This window comes from Metabacillus mesotrionivorans (assembly GCF_052171315.1).
Lineage (GTDB): Bacteria > Bacillota > Bacilli > Bacillales > Bacillaceae > Bacillus_P.
Genome location: NZ_JBQMFF010000001.1, coordinates 777,789 through 789,568, shown reverse-complemented (window position 1 = coordinate 789,568; position 11,780 = coordinate 777,789). Strand labels below are relative to the sequence as shown.

The following is an 11,780-nucleotide window of genomic DNA, read 5'->3' as shown; positions in this document are numbered from 1 at the left end:
TTACGCCTCCATTAAAATAAGTTGTGGGTCGTTCAATAAACGCTTGATGTGATTTAGAGCATTTTGTGCTGTAGCACCATCAATCATGCGGTGGTCAAAGCTAAGTGACAGCGCAAGTACTGGAGCAGCAACAATTTCTCCGTCAACAACGATTGCTTTTTCAGCGATGCGGCCGATTCCAAGAATCGCAACCTCTGGATGGTTGATAACCGGAGTGAACCACTGTCCGCCTGCAGAACCGATGTTTGTAATCGTGCAAGAAGCGCCTTTCATTTCCGCAGCAGAAAGTTTACCGTCGCGGGCTTTAGTTGCCAGGCCGTTAATTTCATCAGAAATTTCAAAGACTGATTTGCGTTCTGCGTTTTTAACAACAGGAACCATAAGTCCTTTTTCTGTGTCAGCAGCAATACCGATGTTGTAGTAATGCTTTTGAACAACTTCTTCGGTTTTGTCATCGATTGAAGTATTAAGAACCGGGTATTTCTTAAGCGCTGATGTAAGAGCTTTCACTACGTACGGTAAATATGTTAACTTAATACCCTGCTCGGCTGCAACACCTTTGAACTGTTTTCTGTGAGCAACAAGTTTTGTTACGTCCACTTCGTCCATCAATGTTACGTGAGGAGCTGTATGCTTGGAGTTAACCATTGCTTTAGCGATAGCTTTTCTCATCGGGCTCATTTTTTCGCGTGTTTCAGGGAAGTCGCCTTCTGGAACAGCTTGTTTAGCAGGTGCTTTTTGCTCTGCTTTTTCTTCCTTAGCTTCTGCTTGCGGAGCTTCAGCCTGAGTTTCAGCAGCAGGTTTCGAACCGCCTTCAAGGAATGCGTCGATATCTTCTTTGCTTACGCGGCCGTTTTTGCCTGAACCTGATACCTGGCGGATTTCAACGCCTTTTTCACGGGCATATTTACGTACTGAAGGCATTGCGATTACTCGCTTGTTAGGATCTGCATCAGCCTGATCTTGTGCACCTGCACCAGTTGCTGCTTCTGCTTCCTGTTTAGGAGCTTCTTCTTTTTTCACGTCCTGGCCGGCTTCAGCTGTAGCCTGAACTTGAGCTTCCTCTTTTTTAGGCTCTTCTTTAGCAGGCTCATCGCCATGGTCGTCACCTTTGAATTTAAGGTTTTCATAACCTGGTGCATCAAATGTGATCAGGGTTTGTCCAACTGTAGCAACAGTTCCCTCTTCTACTTTAACCTCAATTACTTTTCCTTTAACAGGAGAAGGAATTTCTACGACTGCTTTATCATTCTGAATCTCAGCCAGAACATCATCTTCGTTTACTTCATCGCCAGGCTTGATAAACCACTTTACAATCTCACCTTCGTGGATACCTTCACCGATATCCGGCATTTTAAATTCGAAAGACACGGTATACTACCTCCTATTTTTCATATGGAAAAGAAACCAGGTATCAGGTTTCGGAAGAAATTTGTTCGTTCAAATGCTTTTGCGCCTTCGATGCGCTCCATCATGAAACAATAACACTCTGCCCGGACCAACTGATTTCTTTTCATAAATGTATAATTAGAAATTCATTACTTTCTTAGCTGTTTCAATGACATCCTTGAAGTTAGGAAGCCATACGCCCTCTGCTTGAGAGAATGGGAAAACAGTGTCAGGAGCAGCTACGCGAAGCACAGGTGCTTCAAGGCTTAAAATAGCGCGGTCGTTGATTTCAGCCACTACATTAGCTGCAATGCCGGCTTGCTTTTGAGCTTCCTGTACAACGATTGCACGTCCTGTTTTTTCAACAGATGCAATAATTGCGTCAATATCAAGCGGGCTGATTGTGCGAAGGTCGATAACTTCTGCAGAAACGCCTTCTTTTTCAAGCTCTTCAGCTGCTTTTAAAGATTCATGAACCATTGCTCCGTAAGTGATGATGGAAAGGTCTGAGCCTTCGCGCTTCACTTCTGCTTTGCCGATTTCAATTGTGTACTCTTCTTCCGGAACTTCCTGGCGGAATGAACGGTAAAGCTTCATGTGCTCAAGGAAAACGACCGGGTCGTTGTCGCGGATAGCAGAGATTAAAAGTCCTTTAGCATCATATGGAGTTGAAGGAATAACAACCTTCACACCAGGCTGCTGCGCCATAAGACCCTCTAAGCTGTCAGCATGCATCTCAGGAGTATGAACGCCTCCGCCAAACGGTGAACGGATTGTTACAGGAGAATTCCAGCGGCCGCCTGAACGGTAGCGCATACGTGCCATTTGTCCTGAAATGGAATCCATTACTTCGTAAACGAAACCGAAGAACTGGATTTCAGCAACCGGACGGAAACCTGTCAGGCCAAGACCGATCGCAAGACCGCCGATTCCTGATTCAGCAAGCGGCGTGTCAAACACGCGGTCTTCGCCGAATTCTTTTTGAAGTCCTTCTGTAGCACGGAATACTCCTCCGTTTACGCCAACGTCTTCTCCGAATAGAAGAACGTTTGAATCGTTTTTAAGTTCTGTGCGGAGAGCATCCGTAATTGCTTGAATCATTGTCATTTGAGCCATGGCTTACTTCGACTCCTTTGCTTTGTAGATTTCATATTGCTCTTTCAGATTGAATGGCATTTCTTCATACATGATATCCATTAGATCTGTTACTTTTTGTTTTGGATATTCATCCGCTTTTTTGATTGCTTCTTTAATATCTTCTTTCGCCTGTTCGATCACTTTGTTCTCTTCTTCTTCGCTCCAGATGCCTTTTGTTTCAAGGAATTTGCGGAAGCGTACAAGAGGATCTTTTTCTTCCCACTCAGTGTCAAGCTCTTTTGTGCGGTAACGTGTCGGATCATCGCCGGCCATTGTATGCGGGCCATAGCGGTAAGTAAGTGTTTCAACAAGTGTCGGGCCTTCTCCGTTTACAGCGCGCTCGCGTGCATCACGCACAGCAGCGTATACAGCAAGTGCATCCATGCCGTCAACTTGAATACCTACGATACCTGCAGCAGCCGCTTTTTGAGCGATTGTCTGTGCAGCTGATTGTTTTTCAACCGGAGTTGAGATTGCAAAACGGTTGTTTTGCACAACGAAGATAGCCGGTGCTTTATAAGCGCCTGCAAAGTTGATTCCTTCGTAGAAATCGCCCTGAGATGCTCCGCCGTCACCTGTGTAAGTAATTGCAACTGCTTTTTTATCTTTCTTTTTAAGACCAAGTGCAACACCCGCTGTCTGGATGATTTGCGCACCGATGATAATTTGAGGAGACAATGCATTTACTTCCTCAGGGAACTGGTTTCCGTGGAAATGTCCGCGTGAGAAAAGGAATGCCTGGTACAAAGGAAGTCCGTGCCAGATAATCTGAGGCACATCACGGTATCCAGGAAGAACGAAATCTTCTTTTTCAAGTGCAAAATGAGAAGCGATCTGTGAAGCTTCCTGTCCTGCTGTCGGTGCATAAAAGCCTAAACGGCCCTGGCGGTTCAATGAAATTGAGCGCTGGTCCAAAATACGCGTATACACCATACGGCGCATTAATTCTTTTAATTGGTCATCTGACAAGTCAGGCATTGCAGCTTCATTTACTACCTCGCCCTGCTCATTCAGAATTTGGAACGTTTCAAACTGCTTTGCAATTCCTTCGAATTGCTTTTTGCTGTCAACTACAGCATTTTTCGTTTTAGCAGCCATCTAAGTCACCTGTCCTTTCTCTTATAAAAAATAATTCTTGATTATATGACACATACAGCATTAGCCTTCCCAAAATGACATCTTATGACACATTCTTTTAGGCTTCACTCTACATATCTTTATACCACTTTAGAGAATGCCGAAACGTTCTCTATGTATTGGACAGTACAAAAATCTGTACTAATTAAAGGGAAGAAAAAAATTAATACAATTCATTTCAACATGTTTTAGTGTACACTATTAAAAATGTATACGTCAATTGATTTTTACTGATATTCTTTCAACCTTTTTGCTGTATTTTATTTTACTTTTATTTCCTTTTGAACAATCTGTACTATAACTATTTGATATTCTGTACTATAAAAATCGATACAGTATTGATTCTTCTTGCAGTTCCAAACACATCCTTCGGCAGCATACAAAAAATGCAGGGGCGGCTGCTCCCTGCATTCACTGAACTTGATTATGATGTTTTTCCTTTATCATCTGACTGCTCAACTTCAATTCCGGCTTTTTTGTAAAAATCCATCTTAGCCTTGTTGTACTTTTCAGTATGATCGTTGAATTCTTTATTCAGAGCCGCCACTTTTTCGTAGCTGCTGTTAATTTCCGTAACTTTTGCTTCCAGTTCCTCAAGCTTCAGATCTTTTTTCTGAAAAAGCTGATACAGCTCTTTATCAAGAGCGATTGCTTCATTATATGCTGCAGAAAGCGCATCGTAAGCATCGTAGCGCTGCTTCATCAATGTTTGCAGGTCAGAAGCTTTGCTTTTCAGCGCCTGATCATCAAGGTGCTTTGAAATGTCCTCAACTGCTTTGAATTCTTCTTTTGAATCCATGATGCTCTCTTTTTCATCTTTCGCTCTTTTTTCTCTTTCTTCAACGACAGAAAGCGCTTCTTCTGAAAGTGAAACAATTTTTTCATACTCTTTCATGCCGAGTGAAATAATTTCTTCGTAAAGTTCGTTTTCTTTATTCTCAAGTTCCACCAATGGCTCCTGCTGATCTTCGAACGAACTTTCCGCCGCAACGGCTTTTTCAAGAGCATTATACATTTCTTCTTCTGCAGAAGGTCCGCTGCACCCTGCCAGAAATAACGCTCCGGCAAGCAGCGCTGCAGAAGCTGCAACCATTTTTTTCACCGCGAGTCCCCCTAACCCATTCAACATATTTACTATAAAAGGTTCTGGTTATTTTTACAATATTTTTATTTGTTTCAAAACTCCGGTGTTTAAAAAATCACATTCATTTTTGGGGAACTGGGCTATCGTCTATACACATTCAACCAAAAAACATAGGTTATATTAGACGCTGAAGGCTGATGCACAGGCTGCAAAGGTTTAGGCGTTACATTCAAAGGAGGTTTTCTCATGTACGGTTATCCTGGATACGGTTATGGCGGCTGCGGCTATCCTGGTTATGGACGCACGTTTGCTCTGATTGTTGTATTGTTTATTCTTTTAATTATCGTAGGAGCAGCGTTTGTAGGCCACTGCTAATAATGGCTTGCGGCAGCAGAGCCCACATTCAATGTGGGCCGCCGCATCCAAAAATGATACTGGTGGACAAGCAGGACTTTTCGTTTGATCTAAGTTCCATTATACTTAGTAAGATAATTCAGCAGGAAAAGGAGTGTGAGTCCGGGTGATTACTATGGAGGATATTATCAGGGAAGGTCATCCAACCTTGCGTAAAGCTGCAGAAGAAGTGCCGATGCCGCCTTCTGATGAAGATAAAAAAACGCTGCAGGAGCTGCTTGAATATGTCCAGAACAGCCAGAATCCCGAGATGATCGAAAAATACGGCCTGAGACCCGGGATTGGCCTTGCAGCCCCTCAAATAAATGTCTCCAAACGAATGATTGCCATCCGGTTAACAGATGAAAAGGGCCAATTGCACAGTTACGCTCTGTTTAACCCTAAAATTGTAAGCCATTCAGTTGAGAAAAGCTACTTAACAAGCGGAGAAGGATGTCTTTCAGTTGACAGACCTGTTCCGGGATACGTTCCGCGCTATGCGAGAATCCGGGTAAAAGCAATATCCCTTGAAGGAGAAAATGTGGACCTCAGACTTCGCGGGCTGCTTGCCATCGTCTTTCAGCATGAAATTGACCATTTAAACGGTGTAATGTTCTACGATCACATCAGCAGCGAAGATCCTTTGAAAGAACCTGAGGGCGCCGTTGCAATCGAACGGTAAAAGTAAGCATGAAAAAACCTGTCTGCTGAGCAGACAGGTTTTTTCTTATAGAAGACCGGTTTTCTTCAAGCCGTTCAAGATGCCGTCTTCATCTACATTCGTTGTGATTTCATCTGCAATTTCTTTTAATTCGGCAACGGCATTCCCCATAGCCACACCAGTTCCGGCAAATTTAATCATTTCAAGGTCATTCAGCCCGTCACCAAACGCATATACATTTTCCTTGCTGATATCGAGGCGTTCGATAAGCTTTTTTATTCCCTCTGCCTTTGATCCGCCAAATGGAAGAATATCTGTCGCAAGCTCATGCCAGCGGATGATGTGAAAATCCTCGTATTTTTTATAAGCCTCTTCTTCGCCTTCTTTGCAGAACAGCAGCGTCTGATATATCTCATGATTCCGGTAGAACTCGGGATCATGCTCAGGGTGCATGAATTTCAGGCTTCCCATGCTTTCATGTATGTACGGATGATCTGTTTCTGTAGACATCATCGTTTCATTGCTCATAAAGACAAGCGGATGATCGGAAGTTTTTGCGTACTCATATAATTCTTCCAGACGTTCTGTATGAAGCGGGTTCTTATAAATCACATCACCTTCGAAAACAACATACTGCCCGTTGAAGCTGACAAAGGAATCGATTCCAAGCTCGCGGCGGAGGTCTTCAAACATGAACGGAGCTCTCCCTGTTGCAATTGCAACATGGTGTCCCGCTTTTTTCAAATCATCTATCGCTTTTCTAGTTGAATCAGGAATTTCCTTATCATGATTAAGCAATGTTCCGTCTATATCAAAAAAGATTACGTTTCCGGTCATAATATAGGTCTCCTTACTTTTTCGTAGTTTGGACAGCTTTTACATGACTCATCATAGCTGAAAATAAATGGAGCCACAACCAAAACACCTGTATTTTTTCACGCAGCCTCACCTTCCATAAATACCCATGTTATCTTTTCCGATATTCACATATACTAAGTCTGGCAGATTCGAACGGTAAACATTCCGAAAAATGGACAAGATGGGAGTGTGGAAGATCATGATGAAAAAACTCAGACGCAGATTGCGGTCTCAATGGAATAGCATTCTTGGCAGAAAATCAATAGCGTAATGAAACCTTTCTGCCCGCAGAAAGGTTTTTTCTTTCCTCCAAAAACGCCCCGGGACCGGGTGAGGGTTGGCTTAGAGGCCATTATCGAATATAATAGAACAAGTTAGTCTAACATACGGCAGTTAAGGAGAGATTTGGCAATGCTATACAAAGTTTATTTTCAGGAAAAACTCGGAGAGGTTCCTGTTCGCGAAAAAACACAAACCCTTTATATTGAAGCGAAAACAGAAGGCGATGCACGCAATAAACTGAAGGAACGCAATCACAACATTGAATTTATTCAATCTGTTGAAGGTGCTTACTTAGAATACGAAAAACAAAACGAAAACTTTAAAGTATTGGAGATTTGATTTTATGAAATTTGTTAAAAATGACCAGGTAGCGGTTTTCGCTCTTGGTGGACTTGGAGAAATCGGGAAAAACACGTACGGTGTCCAGTTCCAGGATGAGATCATCATGATTGATGCGGGCATTAAGTTTCCTGAAGAGGAACTGCTTGGAATTGATTATGTTATTCCCGATTATACGTACTTAGTAAAAAACGAGGATAAAATTAAGGGACTTTTCATCACGCACGGCCATGAAGATCATATTGGGGGAATTCCCTACCTTTTAAAGCAAGTGAACATTCCGATCTACGGAGGAAAGCTTGCCCTCGGACTTATCCGCAACAAATTAGAAGAGCACGGTTTGCTTCGCCAGGCTAAACTCATTGAAATTAAAGAAGATGACATCATTAAGTTCAGAAAAACGTCTGTTACTTTCTTCCGTACAACTCACAGCATTCCGGATTCTTATGGAATCGTTGTCAAAACACCGCCGGGAAATATCGTTCATACAGGCGACTTCAAATTTGATTTCACACCTGTCGGCGAACCTGCCAACCTGACGAAAATGGCTGAGATCGGCAAAGAAGGCGTACTGTGCCTGTTATCAGACAGCACAAACAGCGAAATTCCCCATTTCACAATGTCAGAGCGCCGCGTTGGCGAAAGCATCCAGGAAATTTTCAGGAAAGTCGACGGACGCGTTATTTTTGCTACCTTTGCATCTAACATTCACAGGCTTCAGCAAGTAGTAGAAGCTGCGGTTCAGCATGGCAGAAAAATTGCCGTATTTGGCCGGAGCATGGAATCTGCCATTTCAATCGGCCAGGACCTTGGCTACATTCAGTGTCCGAAAGATACATTCGTTGAGCCTCATGAAATTAACCGCCTTCCTGCTAACAGAGTCACCATACTCTGCACAGGAAGCCAGGGTGAACCAATGGCTGCTCTGTCCCGTATCGCGAACGGAACACACCGCCAGATTCAGATTATTCCAGGCGATACTGTTGTTTTCTCATCTTCACCGATTCCGGGCAACACAATCAGCGTCAGCCGGACCATTAACCAGCTCTATCGTGCAGGAGCAGAAGTCATTCACGGTTCATTGAGTGACGTTCATACTTCAGGCCACGGCGGCCAGGAAGAACAAAAGCTGATGCTGCGCCTTATGAAACCTGAATACTTTATGCCAATTCACGGTGAATACCGCATGCAGATTATGCACTCCAAGCTCGCAAAGGATTGCGGAGTAGCTGCAGAAAACTGCTTTATCATGGACAACGGCGAAGTGCTTGCATTAAGCGACCGCGAAGTGTCCGTAGCAGGCAAAATCCCTTCAGGCTCTGTTTACATTGACGGAAGCGGAATTGGCGATATCGGGAACATCGTTCTCAGAGACCGCCGCATTCTTTCTGAAGAAGGCCTTGTGATTGTAGTCGTGAGCATTAATATGAAAGAATTTAAAATTTCAGCCGGTCCAGACATCATCTCGCGCGGGTTTGTCTATATGAGAGAATCCGGCGACCTGATCAATGACGCCCAGGTTCTGATTACAAAACATTTAAATAAAGTGATGGAACGCCGTACAAGCCAGTGGTCTGAAATCAAAAATGAAATAACAGACACACTGGCACCTTTCCTGTATGAAAAAACAAAACGCCGCCCGATGATCCTGCCGATCATCATGGAGGTTTAATCTAACTGGCCGCTAATCCGGAATTCTTCCCGGACGCACCATCTTATATTCTTTGACGAAGACTGCCCGGCTAGCGGCAGTCTTTTTCATTCTCCGAAGTTATTTTGCTTTTACCGGCACATTCTCCTCCTTAAACCATCTTGAAGCTGAGTGTTATTTACGGTATAATGAACTGACCGTTCAGTCAAGTACTTTTAGATTCAGAAAGGTAGTGCCTAAGCGATGAAAAAGCCATCCTCTCTTGAAAAATTTGTACAGCGTTTAAAAGAAAAAGGTGTCAAGGCGGACGTGATCAGCCCTGCCACTAAAAAGGCGGTCACTCTTTTGCAGATCGACAGAAAGACTCAGTTTGAAAATTAGAGCAGCATTGCATTCTTACATACATGAACAAAAGCACAAGCGCCTTGCTCAGATCCGACAGCCGGATTTGTTCTGACAGAGGATCCAGGCGCTGGAGCTAACGTGGATAAACTTGAATTGTTATCCAAAGCAGCCTTTTATTCTTTATTATTTCATTTAACAAAAAACCGGTCTCAGAAAATTTCTGAGACCGGTTTTTTCTGTTAAATATGTCTGAATTGAGTAACATCAAATATCCCTTCACACGTTATTTTCAGCTCAGGAATAACCGGAAGGCCGAGAAACGACAATGTCAGAAATGGATTAAAGCTGTCCGGAAGTCCGGTTTCAGCAAGGGCAGCATGAATCTTTTGCAGGCCATCAAGAACTTTTTCATAAGGCTGATCTGACAGCAGACCTGATACAGGAAGAGGCAGCTGTGCGAGGATTTCCCCGTCAGCCGCAACTGCAAGTCCTCCCCCCATTTCTTTAATTGCTGCTGCAGCGAGGATGAGATCATCATCACTCATTCCAGCTGCAATGAGGTTGTGGGAGTCATGTGCAATCGTCGCTGCAATGGCGCCGCGCTTCATGGGGAACCCTTTCAGAATTCCTTTGCCGATCAGCCCGGTTCCTTTATGACGTTCAGCCATAATCAGCTTTGCGTGCCCAAGGTCTGCCGATGGCACGAAAAATCCGTTTACAGTATGAACGATCTCCTCGGCTCTTCGTGTAACAAGCTGATTCGGCACTGCTTCGATCATGGTCATCAGCTGATTTTCGTCTGCACGTACAGCAAGCATGGAGGAATCGATTTCAGGAAGAACGACAGAGCCCAGCAGCATGCCGGGAACCTTTATCCGGTCTGCAGCTTTTTTCACCGTTTTTCCATGGATTGCGGCAAGCACCCCTCGCTTGTACACAGAATCAACTTTAAAACTGCTTAAATCATCTACCAGCACAAGATCTGCATCATATCCCGGCGCTACGGCCCCCTTGCTTTTAAGACCGTAGCATTCTGCAGCATTCAAAGTCGCCATCTGAATGGCTGTTACAGGATTCAGTCCATGTTTGGCTGCAAGTCTGATATGATGGTCTACACTTCCCTCTTTTACAAGATCATCAAGGTGTTTATCATCTGTGCAGAATAAAAATCTTCGTGCATTTTTCTCATTGACCGCCCCAATAACACGGTGGAAGTCTTTTGCCGCAGAACCTTGCCTGATCTGCACATACATTCCCCGCTGCACCCGTTCAATTGCCTCCTGGACAGTCGTCACTTCGTGATCCGTACTTATTCCGGCCGATCTGTAAACATTGGCCATATCCACAGGGAGCCCTGCCATATGGCCATCAAGCAAGCTGGTATGCTTCTGCGCCATTTTAAGTTTATCCATCATACTGTCCGACGTATTTTTCACAGCCACATAATCCATCACTTCCGCAAGGCCAATAACACGTTCATGCTGAAAAAAAGGTTCAAGGTCCTCCGCTTCAAGTTTTGCTCCAGAATGCTCAAAACTTGTCGCAGGTACACAAGAAGGCAGCATGATAAAAACATCAAGCAGTATGTCCTCTGAACTGTCAAGCATGTACTGTATGCCGGCCGCACCCGAAACATTGGCGATCTCATGAGGATCTGCTATCACGGCAGTTACTCCGTGCGGAAGCACAGCTTCAGCAAATTCGTGAGGAGGAACCATGGAGGATTCAATGTGGACATGAGCGTCAATCAGGCCGGGACAGATGAATTTGTCTGACGCATCGATCTCATCATGCCCCTCATAGTCCCCGATGCCGACTATTTTCCCCGCTGAAACGGCAACATCGCCATGGATGATGTCCAAATTAAACACATCCACGATACGGGCATTTTTAAAAACAAGCTCTGCTTTTTCTTTTTTTGATGCAGCCCGGATCTTGTATTTCAATAGTTCTTTTTCAGTCATAAAAAAACCCCTCGCTTTTATAGGATTGCGAAGAGGATGCAAAAGAAAGACGCATGTGTTTGCGCCTGTTCTAATATAATCCCCGCAGTCAAACTTTTTACGGCAGTTCGGTAGAAACTTTTGGACCTTATTTCCAAAATTATACGAGAAAAGATGTTTAATTAGTTTCATATACTAAGGCACATCAGCCTTGCAGTCAATCTTTTTTTCTGCTTATAAAAAGCGCCTCCTGAGGAAGGCTAAAAAGGAAGGCAATAGATAAAGCCGCAGGTGCCTGACAGCCTGCGGCCTGCATACAAGGGTCCCGAATCTGGGGCCGGCCTGAAAGAAAAAGTCAAAGAACATTCCAGACCTCGCCTGCAGCCGAACAGCCGGGGGTCTATTTTTTTTGGTCAAATGACAGGATGGCAATGATAAGCGTGGCGAAAGAGATAGCTAACGTCAAGCTTTCAAAGACTGTCATCCGGGCATCACCCCCTTCCTTTGCTTCAAAAGAAAAGAGACAGGGGCTCAGCCGACCGCCCAGCTGGAATCCAGCAT

12 protein-coding genes and 1 riboswitch are annotated in these 11,780 nt (G+C 44.1%); of the genes, 5 read left to right on the top strand and 7 right to left on the bottom strand.

The features are described 5' to 3' along the window. The 4 genes from ACTSEZ_RS03970 to ACTSEZ_RS03955 form a co-directional block, all read right to left on the bottom strand. Complete coding sequence (locus ACTSEZ_RS03970) at positions 1-1,371, bottom strand: dihydrolipoamide acetyltransferase family protein (RefSeq protein ID WP_369732897.1); 1,371 nt, start codon at positions 1,369-1,371, stop codon at positions 1-3. Between the two features lie 156 nt (positions 1,372-1,527). After that, positions 1,528-2,505, bottom strand: a complete 978-nt coding sequence (locus ACTSEZ_RS03965; RefSeq protein WP_369732896.1) for an alpha-ketoacid dehydrogenase subunit beta — start codon at positions 2,503-2,505, stop codon at positions 1,528-1,530. A 3-nt stretch (positions 2,506-2,508) separates the two neighbouring features. Continuing rightward, positions 2,509-3,624, bottom strand: coding sequence for a pyruvate dehydrogenase (acetyl-transferring) E1 component subunit alpha (pdhA, locus tag ACTSEZ_RS03960; protein ID WP_369732895.1), 1,116 nt, complete (start codon positions 3,622-3,624; stop codon positions 2,509-2,511). A 463-nt stretch (positions 3,625-4,087) separates the two neighbouring features. Next, complete coding sequence (locus ACTSEZ_RS03955; protein ID WP_369733080.1) at positions 4,088-4,756, bottom strand: YkyA family protein; 669 nt, start codon at positions 4,754-4,756, stop codon at positions 4,088-4,090. Between the two features lie 237 nt (positions 4,757-4,993). On the opposite strand from ACTSEZ_RS03955, the gene ACTSEZ_RS03950 reads away from it, so the two are divergent. Continuing rightward, positions 4,994-5,122, top strand: coding sequence for a YjcZ family sporulation protein (locus tag ACTSEZ_RS03950; protein WP_081414064.1), 129 nt, complete (start codon positions 4,994-4,996; stop codon positions 5,120-5,122). A gap of 145 nt (positions 5,123-5,267) precedes the next feature. Continuing rightward, entirely contained in the window at positions 5,268-5,822 is a 555-nt protein-coding gene (gene def, locus ACTSEZ_RS03945; protein WP_369732894.1) for a peptide deformylase, read from the top strand. Between the two features lie 45 nt (positions 5,823-5,867). On the opposite strand, the gene ACTSEZ_RS03940 is transcribed toward def, so the two are convergent. Then, positions 5,868-6,638 (bottom strand): Cof-type HAD-IIB family hydrolase, encoded by a 771-nt coding sequence (locus tag ACTSEZ_RS03940; protein ID WP_369732893.1) that lies wholly within the window; start codon positions 6,636-6,638, stop codon positions 5,868-5,870. Between the two features lie 432 nt (positions 6,639-7,070). Here ACTSEZ_RS03940 and ACTSEZ_RS03935 point away from each other — a divergent pair, with 432 nt between their 5' ends. From ACTSEZ_RS03935 to ACTSEZ_RS03925, 3 genes are all read left to right on the top strand, one after another. Further along, complete coding sequence (locus tag ACTSEZ_RS03935; RefSeq protein WP_369732892.1) at positions 7,071-7,280, top strand: DNA-dependent RNA polymerase subunit epsilon; 210 nt, start codon at positions 7,071-7,073, stop codon at positions 7,278-7,280. Positions 7,281-7,284: 4 nt separating this feature from the next. Then, entirely contained in the window at positions 7,285-8,952 is a 1,668-nt protein-coding gene (gene rnjA, locus ACTSEZ_RS03930; protein WP_369732891.1) for a ribonuclease J1, read from the top strand. A gap of 222 nt (positions 8,953-9,174) precedes the next feature. After that, complete coding sequence (locus ACTSEZ_RS03925) at positions 9,175-9,312, top strand: hypothetical protein (protein ID WP_158001607.1); 138 nt, start codon at positions 9,175-9,177, stop codon at positions 9,310-9,312. 203 nt (positions 9,313-9,515) lie between these two features. Here ACTSEZ_RS03925 and ade read toward each other — a convergent pair whose 3' ends face one another. Beyond that, entirely contained in the window at positions 9,516-11,240 is a 1,725-nt protein-coding gene (gene ade / locus ACTSEZ_RS03920; protein ID WP_369732890.1) for an adenine deaminase, read from the bottom strand. 65 nt (positions 11,241-11,305) lie between these two features. Then, a riboswitch (purine riboswitch) is annotated at positions 11,306-11,407 on the bottom strand. Positions 11,408-11,619: 212 nt separating this feature from the next. After that, a complete protein-coding gene (locus tag ACTSEZ_RS03915) occupies positions 11,620-11,703 on the bottom strand; it encodes a putative holin-like toxin (protein WP_369733079.1) in 84 nt (27 codons plus the stop codon). Positions 11,704-11,780: the final 77 nt, after the last annotated feature.

Coding starts and splice junctions, on each gene's coding strand:
- ACTSEZ_RS03965 (WP_369732896.1), bottom strand. CDS start 2,505: ATGGCTCAAATGACAATGATTCAAGCAATTACGGATGCTCTCCGCACA.
- pdhA (WP_369732895.1), bottom strand. CDS start 3,624: ATGGCTGCTAAAACGAAAAATGCTGTAGTTGACAGCAAAAAGCAATTC.
- ACTSEZ_RS03955 (WP_369733080.1), bottom strand. CDS start 4,756: ATGGTTGCAGCTTCTGCAGCGCTGCTTGCCGGAGCGTTATTTCTGGCA.
- ACTSEZ_RS03950 (WP_081414064.1), top strand. CDS start 4,994: ATGTACGGTTATCCTGGATACGGTTATGGCGGCTGCGGCTATCCTGGT.
- ACTSEZ_RS03940 (WP_369732893.1), bottom strand. CDS start 6,638: ATGACCGGAAACGTAATCTTTTTTGATATAGACGGAACATTGCTTAAT.
- ACTSEZ_RS03935 (WP_369732892.1), top strand. CDS start 7,071: ATGCTATACAAAGTTTATTTTCAGGAAAAACTCGGAGAGGTTCCTGTT.
- rnjA (WP_369732891.1), top strand. CDS start 7,285: ATGAAATTTGTTAAAAATGACCAGGTAGCGGTTTTCGCTCTTGGTGGA.
- ACTSEZ_RS03925 (WP_158001607.1), top strand. CDS start 9,175: ATGAAAAAGCCATCCTCTCTTGAAAAATTTGTACAGCGTTTAAAAGAA.
- ade (WP_369732890.1), bottom strand. CDS start 11,240: ATGACTGAAAAAGAACTATTGAAATACAAGATCCGGGCTGCATCAAAA.
- ACTSEZ_RS03915 (WP_369733079.1), bottom strand. CDS start 11,703: ATGACAGTCTTTGAAAGCTTGACGTTAGCTATCTCTTTCGCCACGCTT.